22 protein-coding genes are annotated in these 20352 nt (G+C 64.9%); 13 read left to right on the top strand and 9 right to left on the bottom strand.

Annotated elements, in window-relative coordinates:
• Window positions 1–47: 47 nt before the first annotated feature.
• Complete coding sequence (locus ISP20_RS04340; RefSeq protein WP_204634852.1) at window positions 48–524, bottom strand: Lrp/AsnC family transcriptional regulator; 477 nt, start codon at window positions 522–524, stop codon at window positions 48–50.
• Between the two features lie 145 nt (window positions 525–669).
• Here ISP20_RS04340 and phhA point away from each other — a divergent pair, with 145 nt between their 5' ends.
• Both phhA and ISP20_RS04330 read left to right on the top strand, forming a co-directional pair.
• Entirely contained in the window at window positions 670–1560 is an 891-nt protein-coding gene (gene phhA, locus ISP20_RS04335; RefSeq protein ID WP_204634851.1) for a phenylalanine 4-monooxygenase, read from the top strand.
• A 164-nt stretch (window positions 1561–1724) separates the two neighbouring features.
• The gene (locus ISP20_RS04330; protein WP_204634850.1) at window positions 1725–2336 is read left to right on the top strand and encodes an OmpW/AlkL family protein; all 612 of its coding nucleotides are present in this window, start codon (window positions 1725–1727) and stop codon (window positions 2334–2336) included.
• Window positions 2337–2405: 69 nt separating this feature from the next.
• Here the strand turns inward: ISP20_RS04330 and ISP20_RS04325 are convergent, their stop codons facing one another.
• Both ISP20_RS04325 and ISP20_RS04320 read right to left on the bottom strand, forming a co-directional pair.
• Complete coding sequence (locus ISP20_RS04325; protein WP_204634849.1) at window positions 2406–3089, bottom strand: RES family NAD+ phosphorylase; 684 nt, start codon at window positions 3087–3089, stop codon at window positions 2406–2408.
• A 157-nt stretch (window positions 3090–3246) separates the two neighbouring features.
• A complete protein-coding gene (locus ISP20_RS04320) occupies window positions 3247–3639 on the bottom strand; it encodes an MbcA/ParS/Xre antitoxin family protein (protein ID WP_204634848.1) in 393 nt (130 codons plus the stop codon).
• Window positions 3640–3780: 141 nt separating this feature from the next.
• Here ISP20_RS04320 and ISP20_RS04315 point away from each other — a divergent pair, with 141 nt between their 5' ends.
• A complete protein-coding gene (locus ISP20_RS04315) occupies window positions 3781–4323 on the top strand; it encodes an SRPBCC family protein (RefSeq protein ID WP_204634847.1) in 543 nt (180 codons plus the stop codon).
• A gap of 48 nt (window positions 4324–4371) precedes the next feature.
• On the opposite strand, the gene ISP20_RS04310 is transcribed toward ISP20_RS04315, so the two are convergent.
• The 6 genes from ISP20_RS04310 to ISP20_RS04285 all read right to left on the bottom strand — a co-directional run bounded on the left by ISP20_RS04310 (window position 4372) and on the right by ISP20_RS04285 (window position 9323).
• Window positions 4372–6213, bottom strand: a complete 1842-nt coding sequence (locus tag ISP20_RS04310) for a DUF885 domain-containing protein (protein ID WP_239535307.1) — start codon at window positions 6211–6213, stop codon at window positions 4372–4374.
• Window positions 6214–6552: 339 nt separating this feature from the next.
• Window positions 6553–7260 carry a helix-turn-helix transcriptional regulator gene (locus ISP20_RS04305; protein ID WP_204634845.1) on the bottom strand — a complete coding sequence of 236 codons (708 nt, stop codon included), beginning with the start codon at window positions 7258–7260 and terminating at the stop codon, window positions 6553–6555.
• Window positions 7261–7405: 145 nt separating this feature from the next.
• Window positions 7406–8035, bottom strand: a complete 630-nt coding sequence (locus tag ISP20_RS04300; RefSeq protein ID WP_204634844.1) for a glutathione S-transferase family protein — start codon at window positions 8033–8035, stop codon at window positions 7406–7408.
• 52 nt (window positions 8036–8087) lie between these two features.
• Complete coding sequence (locus ISP20_RS04295; RefSeq protein WP_204634843.1) at window positions 8088–8492, bottom strand: GFA family protein; 405 nt, start codon at window positions 8490–8492, stop codon at window positions 8088–8090.
• A complete protein-coding gene (locus ISP20_RS04290; RefSeq protein WP_204634842.1) occupies window positions 8489–8683 on the bottom strand; it encodes a hypothetical protein in 195 nt (64 codons plus the stop codon). The genes ISP20_RS04295 and ISP20_RS04290 overlap by 4 nt, the downstream gene beginning before the upstream one ends.
• 22 nt (window positions 8684–8705) lie before the next feature.
• The gene (locus ISP20_RS04285) at window positions 8706–9323 is read right to left on the bottom strand and encodes a DJ-1/PfpI family protein (protein WP_204634841.1); all 618 of its coding nucleotides are present in this window, start codon (window positions 9321–9323) and stop codon (window positions 8706–8708) included.
• A 327-nt stretch (window positions 9324–9650) separates the two neighbouring features.
• On the opposite strand from ISP20_RS04285, the gene ISP20_RS04280 reads away from it, so the two are divergent.
• The 10 genes from ISP20_RS04280 (at window position 9651) to ISP20_RS04235 (ending at window position 20345) form a co-directional block, all read left to right on the top strand.
• Complete coding sequence (locus ISP20_RS04280; protein WP_204634840.1) at window positions 9651–10667, top strand: class 1 fructose-bisphosphatase; 1017 nt, start codon at window positions 9651–9653, stop codon at window positions 10665–10667.
• Window positions 10668–10877: 210 nt separating this feature from the next.
• Complete coding sequence (locus ISP20_RS04275) at window positions 10878–11162, top strand: hypothetical protein (RefSeq protein ID WP_204634839.1); 285 nt, start codon at window positions 10878–10880, stop codon at window positions 11160–11162.
• A 54-nt stretch (window positions 11163–11216) separates the two neighbouring features.
• Complete coding sequence (locus ISP20_RS04270; protein WP_204634838.1) at window positions 11217–11906, top strand: hypothetical protein; 690 nt, start codon at window positions 11217–11219, stop codon at window positions 11904–11906.
• Window positions 11906–13156, top strand: a complete 1251-nt coding sequence (locus ISP20_RS04265) for an AAA family ATPase (protein WP_204634837.1) — start codon at window positions 11906–11908, stop codon at window positions 13154–13156. Before ISP20_RS04270 ends, ISP20_RS04265 begins: the two co-directional genes overlap by 1 nt.
• A gap of 296 nt (window positions 13157–13452) precedes the next feature.
• Window positions 13453–14181, top strand: coding sequence for a hypothetical protein (locus ISP20_RS04260; protein WP_204634836.1), 729 nt, complete (start codon window positions 13453–13455; stop codon window positions 14179–14181).
• Window positions 14182–14368: 187 nt separating this feature from the next.
• Window positions 14369–15313 (top strand): patatin-like phospholipase family protein, encoded by a 945-nt coding sequence (locus ISP20_RS04255; RefSeq protein ID WP_204634932.1) that lies wholly within the window; start codon window positions 14369–14371, stop codon window positions 15311–15313.
• A gap of 81 nt (window positions 15314–15394) precedes the next feature.
• Window positions 15395–17419 carry a S9 family peptidase gene (locus ISP20_RS04250; RefSeq protein WP_204634835.1) on the top strand — a complete coding sequence of 675 codons (2025 nt, stop codon included), beginning with the start codon at window positions 15395–15397 and terminating at the stop codon, window positions 17417–17419.
• A gap of 114 nt (window positions 17420–17533) precedes the next feature.
• Window positions 17534–17917, top strand: a complete 384-nt coding sequence (locus ISP20_RS04245) for a GntR family transcriptional regulator (RefSeq protein ID WP_204634833.1) — start codon at window positions 17534–17536, stop codon at window positions 17915–17917.
• Window positions 17918–17976: 59 nt separating this feature from the next.
• Entirely contained in the window at window positions 17977–18870 is an 894-nt protein-coding gene (locus ISP20_RS04240; protein WP_204634832.1) for an ABC transporter ATP-binding protein, read from the top strand.
• Window positions 18789–20345: a hypothetical protein gene (locus tag ISP20_RS04235; RefSeq protein ID WP_204634831.1), complete on the top strand. Its 1557-nt coding sequence runs from the start codon at window positions 18789–18791 to the stop codon at window positions 20343–20345. Before ISP20_RS04240 ends, ISP20_RS04235 begins: the two co-directional genes overlap by 82 nt.
• Window positions 20346–20352: the final 7 nt, after the last annotated feature.

Raw genomic sequence — 20352 nt, 5'->3', positions numbered from 1 at the left:
TAGTTTAGCGTTAGTCAGCCCCTGCGTCCCCGCGTCGCACCATGCTTTTAATGGTCCAGCTGGGTCAGGGGAAGCGCCGACGAGCGCTTCACCGTGCGCAATACGAAGCTGGAATTGACATCGGCGACGCCCGAAGCGTTCAGCAGCCGATCGAGCAGGAAGCGGGAGAAATCCTGCAGGTCGGCCACATAGACATGCAACAGGTAGTCCATGTCGCCGGTCAGCGCATAGCAGGACACCACTTCGGGCCAGCCGTTCACCAGCTCCACGAAGCGCTCCACCGCGGCGCTCTCATGCTTGGTCAGCTGCACGCGCACCAGCGCCTGCAGGCCCAGGCCGACAGCCTGGGGATCGACTTGCGCGGTGTAGCCGGTGAGCACGCCGTCGGCCTCGAGCTTCTGCAGGCGGCGCAGGCATGCGGACGGCGAGAGGCTGACCTTCTCCGCCAGGTCGGCATTGGTGATGCGGCCATCGGACTGGAGGACGGCCAGAATCCGCAGGTCGGTGCGGTCCAGGGTAGCCATGGCAATAAATCTCCATAGATACGAATAGGGAAACACGATTATTGCGCAAACAAACTGAATCAATGCAATAAAACAAGCATCGTGCGCGGCAATCGCCCTATGCTGAGGCACCCACGCAAGCCGGCCTTGTTGCCAGGAGCACGCCATGAACACCCCTCCCCGCCGGGTCGAGCATCAGCAGACCGACCGAGGCTACGTCCCGGTCTATGCCACGGGCGTGGTGGAGCAGCCGTGGGCGAACTATTCCGCCACCGACCATCAGGTATGGGACACCCTGTTCCAGCGCCAGCGCGAGCTGCTGCCCGGCCGCGCCTGCCAGGAGTTCATGGACGGCGTGGCGCGTTTCGGCCTGGGCGACGGCGGCATCCCGAAGTTCGCTGAGCTCAACAAGGTGTTGGGCGCGGCGACCGGCTGGGAAGTGGTGGCGGTGGAAGGTCTGTTGCCGGACGAAGTGTTCTTCGATCACCTCGCGCACCGGCGCTTCCCGGTGAGCTGGTGGATCCGCAAGCCCGACCAGCTCGACTACCTCAGCGAGCCCGACCTGTTCCACGACCTGTTCGGCCACGTGCCGCTGCTGCTCAACCCCGTGTTCGCCGATTACATGCAGGCCTACGGCAGGGGCGGCATGAAGGCCTTCGCGATCGGGCCCGAGGCGTTGATGAACCTCACGCGCCTGTACTGGTACACGGTGGAGTTCGGCCTGATCAACTCGAAGGACGGCATGCGCATCTACGGCGCCGGCATCGTCAGTTCCAAAGGCGAGTCGATCTACTCGCTGGACTCGGCCTCGCCCAACCGCATCGGCTTCGGCCTGGAACGCGTGATGAGCACGCGCTACCGCATCGACACCTTCCAGCAGACCTACTTCGTGATCGACAGCTTCGAGCAGTTGTTCGAGGCCACGCGGCCGGACTTCACCCCGATCTACGCGCAGCTGCGCGAAGTGCCCGCACACGCCGCGGGCGACGTGCTCGATGGCGACCGCGTGTTCACGCGCGGCAATCGCGAAGGCTGGGCGACCAACGCCGACACCTGATCGACGGCCCTTCGCCAAACACCGAAAAAGCCCGCCTTGCGCGGGCTTTTTCGTGCGCGCGCCTGCGTCCGAATGCCCCAAGGGCGAATGATCTGGATCAAAAGCAAGCAACGACTTCCTAACGACCATGACGTCATCCCCACCGCAACAAACGGAACGACATCATGAAAGCGCTGCTTCCCCTCGCCCTCGCCGCCACCTTCGGTGCACTCGCCGTTTCCAACGTCCATGCCGACGATTCATGGGTGGTGCGTGTCGGTGGTGCGGTGGTCGCCCCCAAGGGCAACAACGGCACGCTCGCCGGCGCACGCGCCGACGTGAGCAGCAGCACGCGGCCCAGCATCGACCTCGAATACATGTTCACGCCGAACTGGGGCGTCGACGCGCTGGGTGCCTGGCCGTTCATGCATGACGTCAAGCTCGCCGGCCTCGGCACGGTGGCACGCACCAAGCAATTGCCGCCGACCTTCGGCATCAACTACCACTTCATGCCCGATGCCGCGTGGTCGCCGTTCCTGGGCCTGGGCGTCAACTACACCAACTTCTTCGGCACCCATGCCACCGGCGCGCTGTACGGCAACAGCGTGAGCATCGCCAACAGCTGGGGCGGCGCGGTGCGCGCCGGCTTCGACCTGAAGATCAGCGAGAAGTGGCTGGCCACCGTCGACGTGCGCTGGGCCAACATCGAGAGCGACGTGAAGGTCAATGGCGACCGCGTCGGCAAGGCCAAGATCGATCCGGTGGTGTTCGGCGCCAGCGTGGGTTACCGCTTCTAAAGGGGAGGTCCATCGGCAAGGACGCCGCTGGGGCCCTTCGCAGGAAGGGCCCTTTTTTTATGCGCGCCGCTAGCCGCGCTTCCATTCGTCGACGGTGAGCACCTGCGCGATGCGCTTGCCGTCCCAGCGATACATCAGGTGTTGCGCCTGCACGCAGGGCGCCACCCGGTCGGGATAGAACACCGCCACGCACTCGCCGCCGGCATGGCGCACGCTGTCGTAGACCAGGCCGTCGGAACCTTCACGGCGCAGCCTGCGCGCCAGCGCCACGCCTGCGGCGTAGTTGTCCGGATCGTGCTGGGGCTTCCAGCCGCCGCGCAGGTCGTGCAACTTCGCCTGGATGCTGGTGCTGTAGCAGCGCATCTCGATATCGCACGCCGGCTCGGCGGTGGCGGCAAGGAACAGTTCGCGGTGATACACCGTCTCTTCCACGGCGGTGGCCACGCTGTGCGCCGCATAGAACACGCCCCAGCTGCCATCGGAAAAACGGCTGCCCTCCGGATTGAGATGGGTGAACGCCGCCATCACCGGCGTGGTACCGGGACCGCTGACGCGTCGATCCGGCGGCACCAGGTGCAGCTCGCCGATCTCATCGCGCAGGCGCGGATTGGTCATCGCCTCGATGGCGTACAGCGCGTCCAGGTCGCCGGGTTCGGCAATGCGGTCGAATACGCCGATGGGCGGAAACCGGCTGGGCACGATGCGATAAGCATGACTCCAGCGGACGCGTTTGAGCGGTGGAATGTCGGCCATGACGTGGATCTCTCACGCGTGTCGCCAGAAGAAGAAAGTATGACGTCGGCATGTATCGCCGATTGCGACCTGCTGCGTAGGATTTGACCCGGGTGATCGCCAGAGCGCAACGCTACGGCCGCGCATGGGCGCATTCCCGCAACGACGGCGTGTCCGGTCAGCCGCGCTGCGCGTCCAGATACTGGCGCACCACGTAGAGATCGGCGACGTTCCCCGAAAGCATGCGTTCCAGCGCCGACTGCCCGCCGAACAGGGTGGCGCGGTTCGCGCGATGGACCCAGCCGTCGGCCTGGCCGGGATCGGGAAACAGGATCTGCAGATCCTTGAAAATGCCCAACAGGTAGCTGATGCGCTCCAGCGTGTCGCGCCCCAGCGTGCCGCTCTGCAGCCGCTTCCACTTGTAGAACGTCGATTCCGGCGGATCGCCCAGCAGGCGGCGCTGGTCGGTGATGCGCAGGTTCCAGCGCTCGGCGATATGGAAGAAGGCGCGCAGCGCGGGGCCGCCGAGATCGGCGACGGGATGGGTTTCAGGCTGGAGATGAGCCGCCATGGTTCAACTCTCCCAGTGAAGTTGAAAGTGAATTTACTCCACTGATGCATTTTTCGCCAGTGGCCGGTCATCTGCCGTTCGGCCAATACAGGCGCCCCACCCGCCGTCGCATACTCGCCCCGCCCTGCCGGAGGACGCGCCATGCGCACGCAAGCCGCTGTTGCCGCTGTTTTGCTGTCGCTTCATGCCCTCGGGGCGCAGGCGGAAGTGAAGGAAGCCGCCGCCGATCACCTGCTGATCCAGGACAGCCGCGTGGTCCACGCGCCACCGGACAAGCTCTACGCGGCCTTGATCGACGTGGCCAAGTGGTGGAACGGCGAACACAGCTACTCCGGCGACGCCTCGCATGTGAGCCTCAAGGCCGAGGCCGGCGGTTGCTTCTGCGAGCGCTGGGACAACCAGAGCGTCGAACACGGCCGCGTCATCTGGGCTGCTCCCGGTCATCTGCTGCGCCTGGATACCGCGCTGGGACCGCTGCAGGCCATGGCCGTACAAGGCGTGCTGACGTTCACGCTCAAGCCCTCGCCCGAAGGCACCGCGCTGCAACTGGACTATCGCGTCAACGGCTCGAGCGCCAGCGGCCTCGACAAGATCGCCCCCGCGGTGAACGGCGTGCTGATGGAACAGCTCGACCGCTTGCAGCGCTATGCGGACGGCGGCAAGGGCGCGCCAGCCAAACCCTGACCGACGCCCAAGGCAACGACCCCGGCCAGGCCGGGGTCGCGGGGTGCATTACTTCTTCGTGTCCTTGTCCTTGGCACAGTCGCAGCCGAAGTCCGGCTCCGGGCCGCCGTCGGCGATGAAGCGTTCGATGCGCTTTTCCAGCACCGGCAACGGCACCGAGCCGATCTGCAGCACGGTGTCGTGGAAGTGGCGGATGTCGAACTTGGTACCGAGCGCCTGCTCGGCCTTCTGGCGCAGTTCCAGGATCTTCAGGTAACCGAGTTCATACGACAGCGCCTGGCCCGGCCAGCTGATGTAGCGGTCTACTTCGTTGGCGATCTCGCGATCGGACAAAGCGGTGTTCTGGGTCATGAAATCGATCGCCTGCTGGCGCGTCCAGCCGAGGTGATGGATGCCGGTATCGACCACCAGGCGGCAGGCGCGCCACATCTGGTAGGTGAGGTAACCGAAGCGATCGTACGGCGTCTTGTAGATGCCCATCTCGTTGCCGAGGTATTCCGAATACAGGCCCCAGCCCTCGCCGTACGCGGAGATATAGCCCTGTCGACGGAATTCCGGCTGGCCGCGCTGTTCGGCCGCCAGCGCCAGTTGCAGCGAGTGGCCTGGCGCCGATTCGTGCAACGTCAGCGCCGGCATGTTGTAGAGCGGGCGGGACGGCAGATCGTAGGTATTGACCAGATAGGTGCCCGCGCCGCCGCGACCGGAGGTGTAGTACGGGGCGATATCGGCCGGCACCGGCACGATGGCGAAGCGTTGGCGCGGCAGGCGGCCGAACTCCTTGCCGAGCTGCGCATCCACCTGCTTGGCGACCCAGGCCGTGCGCATCAGGAGTTCGTCGGGCGTCTTGGCATAGAACTGCGGATCGGTGCGCAGGAAATGCAGGAAGTCGGCGAAGCTTCCCTTGAAGCCCGTGTCCTGCATGGTCTTGACCATCTCGGCGTGGATCTTCGCCACCTGCTCCTGGCCCATCTTGTGGATGGTGTCGGGATCGAGATCCAGCGTGGTGTATTCGATGATCTGCTGGCGGTAGAACGCCTTGCCATCGGGCATCGCTTCGGCGGCCAGCGTGGTGCGCGCCTTGGCTTCGTATTCGTTGTGGAAGAACGTGAGCAGGTTGGCGTAGGCGGGAATCACCTTGCCGCTGATCGCCTTCTTCGCTGCGTCGCGCAGCTTGGCCGCGTCGGCTGCCGGCACGCTGGAGGGCATGTTCTCGAAGGGCTTGTAGAAGCTGCTCTGCGTCGGGTCCTTCAGTTCCGATACCGAGCTGATCGAGGCATCGCGCCCCTTGAGTACTTCGCGCGGTACGGTGAAGCCGCGTGCCAGGCCGTCGCGCATGTTGTCGATCTGCTGCTGGAAGTACGCGGGCACTTCATTGAGGCGATCGACGTAGCGCTGGTAGTCCTGGGTGGTGCGCAGCTTGTCGCCGTCGAGCAAGTAGCCGAGCTCGCTCCAGAACGCCGAGTCGCTGTTGAACGGCATCTGCCACTGCTTGAACTTCTGCGCGGCAAGCAGGTTCTGGATCTGCGCCCGGTACACGGCGTAATTCACCTGTGCTTCCGGCGACAGCTGCTTGAGGTCGATGCCGTCCAGATCGTTGGACACCTTCTGCCAGTAATCGAGACGCTTCTGCTGGTTGGCCGCATCCACGTTGTCCAGGTGCGAGCCGTTCGCCTGCGCCTCGCCCGAGCTGGCGATGCCCGATTGGCCATTGCGCCAGGCCCATTCCTGCTCGTAGATCTGCTTGAAGCGCGCATCGGCGTTGGTATCGGCCCAGGCCGGTGCGGCCAGTGCGAGCGTGGTGGCCGCGGCCAGCCAGGTCGTGCGTAGAGCTTTCTTCACTGCGGGTTTCCCTTTACCAAGAGGTCGTAAGCGGCGATGCCGACACGGCATCCTCTACGCTCCCGTCGGCCAGCGCCTGTGGCGGAAGCTGGGTGAGGCCATGGGCAACGGGGCGTCGCCTTCGCATCGTGCCATGACTGACGGGTTGAGTGGCTTGAATCCGCTGCGATCGTCGCGTTCCCGCGACCGGGCCGCTCAAGGAGCAGGCCTCCTGTGGGAGCGCACTTGTGCGCGACTGCCACGCTTGGGTGTATCGCTCCGTAGGTTTGTCGCGCACAAGTGCGCTCCCGCATTGGATCTGCAGCTCTCAGCTCTTGGCTTCGGCCCTTGGCTCTTTGGAGTCCCCGCACGACGTGGCGGGTGGGCCGGAGGGGAAAGAGAGTCGAACGCTCAGCCTTCCATTCCCTCGTAGTACCCGCGCATCGCCTGCAAATAGGCGTCCAGATTGCGGCCGTCCATTTCCTCGAATCGCTCACCCGTGATGGTGCAACCAGCGATGCGATCCGGCCGGAAATTGCGGAAGCCCACGCGCAAACGGCACCACGTGCCCAAAGTCCACGCACCACCCCAGAACGCCAGGCACAAGGGCTCCACATCGCGGGTACTGGTGCGCCCGGCTTCGTCGCTGTACTCCAGGCGCAGCACCTGGTTGTCGGTGATGGCAGCGTTGAGGCGGTCGATCAGGGCAGCGAAATCGGTCTTGGTCTGGTCGCGCCAGATCGGCGCATAGATGCGCGTGCGGGTGGCGCGTTCGCGCAGTTCGGCGGGCAGCACGGCCTCGATCTTCAGCAAGGCGGCCTGCGCGCTCTGCGCCAGTTTCTGACCAGCGAAGGCCCGCACGAAGCGCGTGCCCACCACCAGCGATTCGAGCTCGTCGGCGGTGAACATCAGGGGCGGGATGTCCGAACCCTTGCGCAGCAGATAGCCGACGCCGGCCTCGCCTTCGATGGGCACGCCGGAGAGCTGCAGATCGGCCACATCGCGATAGACGGTGCGCAACGACACGCCGAGCGTGCCCGCCAGCTGGCGCGCCTGCAACGCCGTGCGGCGCCCCCGCAGGGCGTGGATGATGAGGAAAAGCCGGTCGGCGCGACGCATCCGCAGATGATGGCGGAGCAGCCGGCGCGGAGCCAGCGCCGTGAGTCATGCATGACAGGGGTCATGACGTAGCGCACACCGCACGCCCGTCATCTCCGCTGGTGCGGAGGCGACGGGCATCACCGTTACGCGCGAAACCATTCACTCACGCCGCCTGCGCTTCCGCCAGCGCCGCATCCAGCGCCGCCGCGCGCTGCACGGCCGGACGGGACATCACGCGGTCCACATACGCGCGGACCACCGGCAACGCCGGCACCAGCTTGAACTCCGTCATCCAGTGCAGGGCGCTGCCCCACAGCACGTCGAGCGCGCTGAAGCGCTCGCCCAGCATGTAGGGGCCACGTTCCAGCTGCGCCACCAGCGTGTTGAACATGGTGTCCCAGTCGCCATACGGACAGGTCGACGGCGGTACCGCATCGCGCTTCATGGCGCGGTCCACCGCGGCAGGCTCGAAGCACGAACCGTAGAACACCATCCAACGCAGATACGGCCCGCGCAGAGGATCATCCAGACCCGGCGCCAGCCCCTTCCCGGCGTAGAGATCGGCCAGGTAGAGATAGACCGCCGGCTGTTCCGTCACCAGTTCGCCGCGATGCCAGATGGCCGGCACCTTGCCCATCGGATTCACCGACGTGTACGGCGATTCGCGCTGCTCGTTCTTGCGCAGATTGAGCACGTGCAGGTCGTACTCCACGCCCAGCTCTTCGAGCAAGGCGCGGGTGCCGCCGGAGCGACTGTTGGGTGCGTGATAGAAGGTGACGCGTGACGAGGTCATGGCGTAGCTCTCGCAGCAGGGGGACGGCGGCCGTGACGGCCGTCGTTCCGGTTCAGAGGTAGTTGGTGATGGCGGGGGCGTTCCACCAGTTGTTGTCGCGCCCGTCGGAATAGCGCACCGGCGCCGTCGACCATTCCTCGTCGCTCACATCGTCCAGACAGGCGACGTTGACGGCGACGAACTCGCCGCCGATCTGTTCGACGTAGCCGCGATGGAACGAGTGCACGCCGCAATGGCGACAGAACAGGTTGTGCGTGCTGTCGGTGCCAAACGTGTAATCGACCAGCGCGTCCTCGCCGCTGACCATCCGAAACGTTTTCAGGTCGGCCCGCGCACTCCAGAACCGCAGCTTGCGGCAGATCGAACAATTGCAGCGCCCCGTGCCGTTGGACAGATCCAGGTTCGCTTCGTAACGGACAGCGCCGCAGTGGCAACTGCCGTGATAAGTGCGGCTCATGCACGTGCTCCTCGTAGTGTTGCCGGCGAGGCCGGCATGCGCTCGGCGTCGATCTGCTTGCTCGCCTTCACCTTCTTTCCCTTCGGCGGCTCCGGATCGCTCACCGGCAGGCGGTACTGCCCGTCCATCAGCAACCCGCGCAGGTAGAGCGGCCGATACGCCATCAGGATCTTGCCCATCGAAATAGCCATGACGTACTCCTCGTTGCGTTCGTTAGGCCGCCACTGCCGCGGCGGCGTCGCCCGCGCACCACGGCGGCGGCAGGGCGTGCTTGAACAGGCGAAACCAGTGCTCGCGATCGCTGGGGTTGTACAGATCGAGCGTGCGGATCACCTCGCGGGCGAACTCCACGCTGCCCAGCTGGCTGGCGGTGATCACGCCACTGTCGCTCACGGCGAGCGCCTGGGCGTCGTACTGATCGGCGCCCGCATAGCCGGGCACATGGGTGCCGATGTGGCCCGGCCAGCTGCTGGTATGACGGCAGGCATCCAACAGCCCGGCCCGGGCCAGCACCAGCACACCGCTGTCGACGGCGGCCACGGTCGCACCGGCGTCGTGGACACGCCGTGCGGCTTCCACCGCTTCCTCGCCGTGGCCGTGTTCCCACAGGTACCCACCGGGAACGACCAGCAAGGCCGCGCGCTTCACCTCCAGCTGGTCCAGGGTGAGCTCCGGCACCACCCGCAGCCCGGCCATGGAGAGCACCGGCTGCAGGGAGAACCCCACCGTCTTCAATTGCCAATCGCCCGGCCGACGGATCTCACACAGGGCATGCGCCGCATGCCAGTCCGCGTAGCCGTCGAATGCCAGGAAATACACCGTATCGCGCATGAGAATCCCTCCTTCTGACCGAGGCCAGTGTGGGTACCCCCTGCTGCCAACGTGTTGTCAGTAGGGGCCGGGCCACGATCCCCTTTTGTGGGAGCGCACCCTGGGCGCGACTGACGCCCGGGCGCCATATCGACAACCGGTTGACGCGAGGCACCCGGACGCCTGTCGCGCACAGGGTGCGCTCCCACAGGAGGCAGCCGCGGCCCCCGAGGTGGTTTGTCCGAAAAGGTTTCCAGATCGCATAGATGAACCGACTGGTCACACTTTGAGCTGACAAGTGTCGGCATCAACCGGGACAATAGGCGCACCTTTTCCTGCGGGTTCGCCATGAAGTCCATCTCGCTCATCCAGTTCCTGATCGAGGAACGCCGCGCCGGCCGCATGAATGCCGAGCTGTCCCTGCTGATCGAAGTCGTCGCCCGTGCCTGCAAGCGCATCGCGGTGGCCACCAACAAGGGCGCCCTGGGGGGCGTGCTGGGCGAGGCGGGCACCGGCAACATCCAGGGCGAGGCGCAGAAGAAGCTGGACGTGATCTCCAACGAGATCCTGCTCGAAGCCAATGCCTGGGGCGGTCAGCTCGCCGCATGCGCTTCGGAAGAAATGGAACACCCGCAGCCCATTCCCGACATGTATCCGAAGGGCCACCACCTGCTGCTGTTCGATCCGCTCGATGGCAGCTCCAACATCGACGTGAACATTTCCGTCGGCACCATCTTCTCGGTGCTGCGCTGCCCCGACGGCATCACCGAACCCAAGGCCGAGCACTTCCTGCAGGAAGGCACCACCCAGCTGGCCGCCGGTTATGTGGTGTATGGCCCGGCCACGGTGCTGGTGTTGACCTTTGGCCACGGCACGCACGAGTTCACCCTCGATCGCGAAGTGGGCAGCTTCGTGCTGAGCCGCCGCAACATCCGCATCCCGGAAGAAACCGCCGAGTTCGCCATCAACATGTCGAACCAGCGGCATTGGGAAGCACCGATGCAGCGTTACATCGGCGAGCTGCTGGCCGGCACGGAAGGCCCGCGCGGCAAGGATTTCAACATGCGCTGGGTCGCCTCGATGGTGGCCGACGTGCATCGCATCATCACGCGCGGCGGGGTGTTCTTCTATCCGCTCGACGCCAAGATCAAATCCAAGGGCGGCAAGCTGCGCCTGATGTATGAAGCCAACCCGATGGCCTTCATCGTCGAACAGGCCGGCGGCGCCGCCACCACCGGCCGCTCGCGCATCCTCGACCTGCAACCCACCGGCCTGCACCAGCGCGTGCCGGTATTCCTCGGTTCGAAGAAGGAAGTGGATGTGGCGACGCACTATCACGTCGAGGCGGATGGCGCGCAGGTCTGACGCTCGCAAACCCTTTCGATCGCCAGCCGCGAACGGCGCAAAAATCGCGCTCCAGCGAGACCGGATCGGCAGCCATCGAAGCAAGAAAATACGCCCACTTCGAAGCCTTGTTCGAAGTGGGTTTTTTATTTGCCCTGCGTTGAGCAACCAAGCAAGATCACGCCGACAAGCCGTCCATGGACTCGCGGCGCCTTCAATCGGATCCTGCATATGGCAAATGCATCGCGCTACGAATTCAACTGGGAAGAGATCGCCACGGCATTGGTTAGGCAGCTGGGCGTCAGCGATGGCCTGTGGACGACCAGCGTCAACTTTCAGTTCAACGGTAAGAACATCAACGTCGAGGGAAAGCCGTTGCGGCCTGGCTTCGTGGGCTCGTTGAGCAACGTGAGCCTGATGCGCGTGACTGAAAGTATCCCCGGGCTTACCGTCGATGCAGCGCAGGTCAATCCGCAGCTGACCACGACGACGGGATCGCGCCGCCGCGTGAACTGATCGGCGCCAAGCAGCACTGCGTGGCCACACGCCACCAAGCAGAACAGGGGCTATATGGGAAACAACAAGGCCATTCCGCGCCGCAACGCGCCCGTCACGGCGGAGGCGCGCGGCCGACCGGAGGGAGCACTGTCGCTATTCGGCAAGGCGCTGCTGCCAACGGCGTTGCTGGCAGGTATGGTGGCGGCCGGCAGTTTCGCACTGTCCCAGGGATGGGCGAAGGCGAGCGATGACGTATCGCCAGCCCAGGCGCAGATGCGTCTGGAAGCGTTCCACTCACTAGATTCGGTGATGGCATCAATCGTCGCATCGACCGACATCGAGCGCGCACTACAAGGCATGCAACTGAGCCCCGCCGCCATGCAATCGTTGCGCGCAGACTTGCGTCCAGAAACGACGGCGGCGCCCGAATCTGTCGCGGCTTCACGCACGACACCTGCCGCACAACCTCAAGCGCAAGCGCAGCGCTTGCAATTGGTATGGATACGCTTGTGGGACACCGATGCGGAAGATGGCGATGTCGTGCGCATCGACAGCGCCGGCTATAGCCGCACGGTTCGCCTGACCAAACATGGTGACACATTCGCCGTACCCGTTTCGTCCGACGGCATGGTGCGCGTCACCGGCATCAAGGACGGCGATGGCGGCGGCATCACGGTGGGGCTGGCATCCGGTTCGTCGCAGGCGGTGTTTCCGATCATGAGCGAAGGTCAGGTACTCGGCCTACGCGTGAGGGTGGAGTAATGCGCTGGCTTAGTTCGTTCGCCACACGCTTGATGCCGGTGGCTTTCCTAGTCGTCGCGACCATCGCCGTAGCGCAGTTCTGGTTGCAGCACGCGCCCAGTGGCCATGCGCTGGATGGCTACGTGGACCAGACCACTGCCTTTCTGCGCGCAAAGGTCGGGTGGGTGTTGGGCTTGTCGATACCACTTTGGTTGCTGTTCTTCCTGGGCTATTTCCGCGAGCGCCAGCGGCTCGTTCGACCCGATGCTGTTGATGGGGGTTACCTGATGGACATTCTCGATCGCCTGACCAACCGTGCCGCGCTGGAAACGCGCCTCGCCCAGCAGCCTGATGCGGTGTTCATCGACGCCGAACAGCTGGCGACCACGCTAAAGAGCAAGGTGATCGGCCAGGACGCGGTGTGCGACGACATGGCCGCGCAGATACGTCGTCGTCTTGCGCTCAAGCAACGCGGCAAGCCGGTGGGGGTCTTCCTGCTGGCGGGACCGCCCGGTACCGGCAAGACCTATCTGGCCAAATGCCTGAGCACGTGTCTGCAGCGCAGGCTGCTGCATTTCGACATGACCCAGTTCGCCAGCGGCGGACACGGCGCCACGCAGCTGTTCGGTTCGTCCAAGGGGTACGTGGGCTCGGACAACTACGGCAAGCTCACCGCCGGTCTACGCGACGCGCCAGACGCCGTGGTGTTGCTGGATGAGATAGAGAAAGCTCATTCGGACGTCCAGAAGAATTTCCTCACGGCCTGGAACGACGGCTTCATCACCGAGGCATCCGACGGCAAGCAGATCTCCACCACCCAGGCAATCTTCATTCTCACCACCAATGCGGCCACCGATTCGCTGCAGTCGCTGACCGAACAGCACCACAACGACGCGGACGAATTGCGTCGCACGTCCACCAACGCGTTGCGCGAGTCGGGCTTCGCGGCCGAGATCATCAATCGACTCGATCGCATCTTCATCTTCCGTCCGCTGTCGGGACTGGACATCGCGCGTGTCACCGCGCTGGAGATCGAGGCGATGATCAAGGGTTATGGCCTCGACGTCGCGCGCGGCGGCATCGATCCCGAGTTGTTGCTGGATATGATGCGGCGCCAGGGCCGATTGGGTTCCGGCGCGTCCGCGCGCGACATCGTGCGCCTGGCGGAAGAGTCGATTGCCGACACGCTCATCGAGGCCAAACAGATGGGGCATAGCAAGGTGTCGCTGGTGGCTGTCGACGGTCGCGTCGTGGCGAGGCCCGCGGCGTGACTCTGCGTCCCAGGGAATCGCCACTGCGTACGTTTCGCCAGCTGTGGCAACGCGCGCCCCTTTGGCGCCTGACGGGCCTGTTGGCGGGGTTGTTGACGCTGTTATGCCTGCTGTTTCCATGGCGCCCGCCGGTCGCTGCGCCGGCAACTGCCACGGCCCAGGCGACCTACGCGCCGCACCCCAGTCCCGCAGTCGTGCCCCCTTCGGCATCCGCGCATGCAACGCCACCTGCTCTCAGCGCAGCGGTAACGCCTGCTCCAGTCAACCAGGCGCCTGTACAGACCGCCAAGCTTTCGTTGGCAACGCCCGACAACCACGGGCCCACCGTTGACGGGCTGGACGGCGCAATCGCGGGACGCCGCATCAGCGGTTCGCTGCGCGTGGACGGCTTCGATGTGCCGCTGCCGCCGGGTGATTGGCTGCAGCTGTCAAGCGGGCACTTCAAGCAGCCAACGGCAGCCGGCGAGCTACTGACGCTGGGACGGGTGAAGGACAGGCGCCTGGTGGGATACATTCGTATTACCGCCGGTCGCAGCGTGGCCAATCCCCCCGCAGGGTTCCCCGGCACCCCCGGATGCGACCGCCAGAACCAGAACACCAACATCCTCGTCAACGAGGGTCAGGAGCCGTTCGGGCACCAGGCCTGCTGGGTGATGGACCATTATTTTCTGGTGCCGTTGCAAGCGTGGGCGGATCGCTCCAACAAGCTGCCAGCGCTGGAACGCGCGGCTGCCGGTGATCTGGCGGCCAAAGGCGTCAGCTATCCACAGGAGATGATCTCACTGCGCCTCACGCGCGCGGAGACCTGGGGACTGCTGGAAGTGCGCTATGTGTTCAGTCCCGAGGAGGATCACATCACCTCGAACAACGTCGCCACATACGCAGATAGCGACTGGCAGCCTGGGATGATCGACCGCTATCCCGAAAAGGTCGCTTACATCGCAAAGCTCAAACGTTGGGGCGACGACTTTTGGCCTCGCTTCAAATCGGCCTTTAGCGCCGGCAGGCAGACGCCCTCCCTCTGAAGCGCATACGTCAGTTCGTGGCCATGGTGCTGCCACCGGTTGGCCCCACACCTGACCGGCACCCAACGGCCAGAGCGGCACGCCATCGTGACGCCCTCCGGCGGTCTTACACTCGCTCGCCAGTTACCAGCCTGCCGAGGGATCGGTGGGCTGGCCATTCCTCTTCGAGCCGCCCGCGCCCATCGACATGACGTCCACCCGTAGCTCCTCGTTCTCCTGGGCGATTCGCCCTGTGCTGCCCTTGCTCGCCAGCCTGGCGCTGTGTGCCTGTTTCGGCGGCACCAAGCCCACGCCGCCACCTGCGCCCATCGCGCCGCCGCCGGTGGTGAAGCTGCGCATCGGGCTGGCGCTGGGTGGCGGTGCGGCGAAGGGTTTTGCGCATATCGGTGTGATCAAGATGCTCGAGGCCAACGGCATTCGCCCCGACGTGGTGGCCGGCACCAGCGCGGGCAGCGTGGTGGGTGCGCTTTACGCCAGCGGCATGGATGCGTTCCAGCTGCAGGAAACCGCGATCGCGCTCGACCAGGCCAGCCTTCGCGACGTGCGGTTGTTTTCCGGCGGTGTGGTGCAGGGGCAGAAGCTGCAGGACTACGTGAACCAGCAGGTGAAGAACCGTCCGCTGGACAAGCTCAACGTGCCCTTCGCCGTGGTCGCCACGCAATTGGAAACCGGGCAGCGCACGGTGTTCGTGCGTGGCAACACCGGGCAGGCCGTGCGTGCGTCGAGCAGCGTGCCCGGCGTGTTCGAACCGGTGGAAATCAGCGGCAAGCATTACGTGGACGGCGGCGTGGTGAGCCCGGTGCCGGTCGATGCCGCGCGCCAGCTGGGCGCCGACGTGGTGATCGCGGTGGATATCTCCAGCAAGGCCAGCGGCGCCAATCCGCAGGGCATGCTCAACATCGTGGGCCAGTCCATCAGCATCATGGGACAGAAGCTGGGCGAGCAGGAGCTGGCGCGTGCGGACATCGTGATCCGGCCCAAGGTCAACCAGATCGGCGCCGCGGACTTCGAGCAGAAGGACCAGGCCATCATGGAAGGCGAGCGCGCCGCGCTGGCCGCGATGCCGGCGATCAAGGCCAGGATCGCGGCCGTGCAGGTGGCGCGCCAGCAGCAAGCGATGGCCGCGCACTAGGCCATTGGTCATGCCCAAGCTTCTACACAGGGCTGGCCCTGCCTGCTAGCGTGTCGCTTTCCCCGCGTTACAGGTTTCGTCATGCAACACCCTGCCCGTCTGCTGCTGCCCCTGTTGGCGGCGACCTTCGCTGCTTCCGTCCAGGCTGCCGGCATCGACCCGCGCATCGACCAGCTGCTGTCCGAGCTGGGCAAGGTGCGCGCCATCTCCGCCGCACAGCTTTCGCCCGACGGCAGCCAGCTCGCCTGGGTGGTGCGCACCGATGGCAAGGATGCGATCGAACTGGCCAAGGCCGATGGCAGCGATGTGCATCGCATCGGCGGCGCCAAGACGGGCGACTGCAACGAGAGCGATCCGACCTGGGCGCCCGATTCGCAGCACCTGGCCTTCCTTTCCAGTTGCGCCAACGGCGGCAAGCAGAAAGACCTGCTGATCGTCGGCACGCAGGCGCACGATACGCCGCATCACATGGCGTCGCTGCCCGGCGTGGCGCAAGGGTTGAGCTGGTCGCCCGATGGCAAGTCGCTGGGCTTCCTCTACGTGCCCAACGGCACCCGCCGCGCCAGCGCGGTGTACGCGGCCAAACCAGCATCCGGCGAGATCGGCGTGGACGGACTGGAAGTGCAGCGTGTGGCCAGCGTCGCAGCCGAAGGCGGCGCGGTGCGCCTGCTCACCTCGGCGGCGACGTATGCCTACGAATTTTCCTGGTCGCCCGATGGCACGCGCATCGCCTTTACCGGCGCGCCGCCGCCGGGCGACAACAACTGGTGGGTGGCCAAGCTTTACGTGCAGAACGCGCAACCCGATGCGATCGCCTCGGTGGTGGTCGATCCGTCGATCGTGAAGGGCTCGCTGCACGGTTTGCAGATGGCGTTGCCGCGTTGGTCGCCCGATGGCAAGCGCATCGTCTTCATCGGTGGCTTGATGAGCGACCAGGGCTCGACTGGCGGCGACTTGTACGCCGTGGCGGCGACGGGCGGCGAACCGGTCAACCTCACCCCGGGTACGCATGTGACGCCGGCCTGGTTTGCCTGGAACGGTGCACAGAAATTGCTGGTGTCGCAGGTCGCCAATGGCCAGAGCCAGGTGGCCGACTACAGCATCAACGACAACATGGCGTCGCCCACGCGCGTGCTGTTCACGCTGCCCGCCGATATCGGCGATGGCACGGCTTCGATGGCGCTTTCGCTTTCTTCCGACCGTTCGCGCGTCGCCTTCACCCAGAGTTCCTACACCGACGCGCCGGAAGTGCATGCAGGCGCGCTGGGTGGCGATGCACCACCCGCCGTCACGCACATCAATGCAGCGCTCAAGCCGCGCTGGGGCAAGGCCGAGTCGGTGGAATGGGATAGCGAAGGCCGCCGCGTGCAGGGCTGGCTGCTGTATCCGGCCAATTACGACGCCAACAAGAAGTATCCGATGATCGTCACCGTGCACGGTGGCCCGTCGAGCGCGGTGATTCCGCGCTGGCCGCGCATGGGCTTTGCCGGCGAGCCGTTCTCCGCGCTGGGTTACTTCGTCTTCATGCCCAATCCGCGCGGCAGCTTCGGCCAGGGCGAGGCGTACGTGCAGGCCAATCGCAAGGATTTCGGTCACGGCGACCTGCGCGACATCCTCGCCGGCATCGACACCATCGAGAAGAAGCTGCCGGTCGACGACAAGCGCCTGGGCCTCACCGGCTGGAGCTACGGCGGCTTCATGAGCATGTTCATCCCCACCCAGACGCAGCGCTTCCGCGCAGTGGTGGCAGGCGCGGGCATTGCCAACTGGCAGAGCTATTACGGCCAGAACCTGATCGACCAGTGGATGATTCCGTTCTTCGGTGCGTCGGTGTACGACGACCCGCAGGCGTATGCGAAGAGTTCGCCGATCAACTTCATCAAGCAGAGCAAATCGCCCACGCTCATCGTGGTGGGCGACCGCGACGCGGAATGCCCGGCACCGCAGTCGTTCGAGTATTGGCACGCGTTGCGTGCGCAGGGCGTGCCTACCTCGCTGGTGGTGTATCCGAACGAAGGACATCACTTCGTGGATCCCGAGCATCAACGCGACGTGCTGCAGCGCGCGCTGATGTGGTTCGAGAAATACCTGCCGGCTTCCAAGTAAGCGTCACCGCATGTAGTCCCAATCAAGCCGCCGATGTCCGCATCGGCGGTTTTTTTTTGCCCCTGCCATTTGGCCTATTGAACCGGAACCAGGTGTATTGTTGTATTAATACACATGGATGCCTCGATGTTCGCCATACAACCCACCTCCGCCGAGCCGATCTACCGGCAGATCGTGGAGCAGCTGCGCCGGCTGATTGCCGGCGGCCAGCTGGTAGCAGGCGAACTGCTGCCGTCGGTGCGCGATGTCGCAGGTTTTCACGCCATCAATCCGATGACGGTATCGCGCGCCTACGGCATGGCCGAGACCGAGGGCCTGCTGGAACGCTTGCGCGGCAAGGGCATGGCTGTAGCCGCCACCACCCGCAGCACGGCCACGCAGGCGCAACGCATGGCGCTGCTGGAGCCGCAGCTGCAGGACCTGGCGCGCCACGCGCGTGAGCTGGAACTGCCGGGCGACGCGGTGCTGCGCCGGCTGGGCCGCTTGCTCGAGGAATGAACGTCCGGCGGTGAAGGCCGCCCTGTCTCCACACGCATCAGACTGCGAGGGGTAGTTCGATGAACGCCGTACTGCGATCGATCACTGACCACGACGCCGCGCCACTGGCGGTGCACAAGCTCACGCACGGATACGAGGATGGACTCGTGCTGGCCGGTATCGACCTGACGTTGCTACAAGGCAGCGTGCTCGGCCTTATCGGCCGCAACGGCGCCGGCAAGTCGACCTTGATTCGCGCCATGGTGGGCCTGCTCAAACCCGATTCGGGCGAGGCGCGCCTATTTGGCGAGCCTGCGCTCAAGCTATCCGATAGCGTCAAGGCACGTCTTGCTTATGTGCCGCAACAGCCCGAAGCGCTGGCCTGGCTCACCGCGCAGCAGATGTTCGACTATGTCGGACGCTTCTATCCCAGCTGGGACGCATCGTTCGCCAAGACCAAGCTGCGCGAGTGGGGCATTCTTCCGAACAAGGTATTGGGCAAACTTTCACCTGGCGAGCGCCAGCGCGTGGACCTGATCCGCGCCCTGGCCTCTCAACCCTCCCTGCTGATACTCGACGAGCCGGCCGCAGCGCTCGATCCGGTGGCACGCCGCGACCTGCTGCGCGAGATCGCGCTGCGCGCTGGCGAGGCGGGCACCACGGTGTTGTTCTCCACGCATATCGTGTCCGATCTTGAGCGCGTGGCCTCCGATATCGCATTTCTTCACGAGGGCAAATTGCTGCAGTGTGCGGTCGACGAAACCAAGGAGCGTTTCGCGCGCCTGTGGTTGCCCGCGTCGATGACCGCCGCCGCGCCATCGAACACGCTTGGCAAGACGCGTCATGCCGACGGCAGCCTTAGCCTGGTCATCGAACGTCGAGCGGACGGCTCATGGCCGGAAGCGGCTCGCCTTCCCGGCGCACGCGTGGATGCGCTGGGGCTGGAGGACCTGTTCGTGGAGATCGCCGGATGAACGCCCAAGCGATGCTGCTCGCTCCTTGGCGCGCAACCCACGTCCAGTTGCGCTGGTTGTCGCTCGCCGTGCTCACACTCTGTGCGCTGGGAGCGATCGCTTTGTTGCTTTTCGCCAAGCGCGGCGAACCGGCCTGGATGATGGTCGGCGCCTATGACGTTGGACTGATCTACTTGTGGGCGTTCTTTCTTTCAGGCATGTCGCTTCTGGCCATCGAGGCCCGCTGGTTGTGCCTTCCCGGCATGTACCGGACAGCCGTGCTGGCCACCGTGTTCTATGCGGTGCTGAGCCTGCTGCCCACGGCGATCATCGCCGTCGTGCATGGCACCGATCAGATGTCCATGCTGCTGGGCTCGCTGCTCTGCGTGCTTGGCGGTCTGTGCTTCGCTCTGGTGCCGCGCTACATCGCCGTATTCCTGGGTATTTTTCCCGCCCTGGTGAACACGATGTCACGCCTCTACAACTTTCCCCTTATCGGCGATACGCGTTTCGTTGCCTGGGGTAGCACGCTGGCCATGGCATTGCTCGTCGTATGCGTGCTGCGCTGGCGCGCCGTGACCGCCAAGCCGGCACAAGGCCAGATGGGGTTTTCAGGCCCCATGGTGCTGCAGTATCGGCGCGGCCACTGGGCCGGCGGCAGCGCCATCAACAGCCTGGACGCCACCACCCAGGTGCGCCAACGGCCTGACTGGATGCAGCCGCAACCCGATCTTCGTCACGTCGGCCCCAACCAACCCGACAACACCCTGCGCGTCGCACTGGGCGGCTGGTATTTGCCCCGAACCCTGCGCGGTCATCTGCAGGGCCTGGCGCCGGGACTCCTCGCCATGCTCGTGCCAGGCTCGATCCTGTTTCTCACTTTCTTGGGAAATCATGCGATTTCGTTTCATGCCTGGTGGCCGTTAGCCACGCTGCTTATCGGCTGGATCACCATGTTCGGCAGCATGGGCCTGATGTTCACCACGCTCACGCTCATCCAGCAACGCTGGAAGAAGAACAACGCCGAACTGCCGCTGCTCGCCCTCCTTCCGGGATTAGGCGATGTCCACACAGCCAAGCAGCGCACGTTGATCGTCGCCCTGCGTCGCCCCCTGATGCTGCAGATGGGCGCACTGATCGCGCTCCTCGCGCTGACGTTGCCTTCGCATCCATCGACCATCAGCGTGCTGATGCTTGTCACGGGACAGCTTAGCTGCGCGCTCGCATTGGTCGCCGGTGTGATCAGGGTGATCGGCGGTCGTCCACTGTCGACATCGGGTACCTTTGCGCTGATGATTGCGATCAGCCTGCTGATAGGAAGCAACTCACTGTTGCCCAACAGCATGCTGGGCGCGCAGCCGTGGACACCTCCGATGCCGTACGCCCTTACCGTGCTTGCGGTCTGGCTCGTCGTTAGCGTGGTGCTGGCCTGGGTGGGCCATCGTGGATGGCTTGCGTGGAAAGCGCGGCCGCACGCCTTCATGCCTAACGGCTGAAAGTCGC

It is taken from the genome of Dyella kyungheensis, from assembly GCF_016905005.1.
Taxonomy (GTDB): Bacteria; Pseudomonadota; Gammaproteobacteria; order Xanthomonadales; family Rhodanobacteraceae; genus Dyella; species Dyella kyungheensis.
Note: the sequence above shows the minus strand (reverse complement) of the source record. Positions and strands in the feature narration are given on the sequence as shown.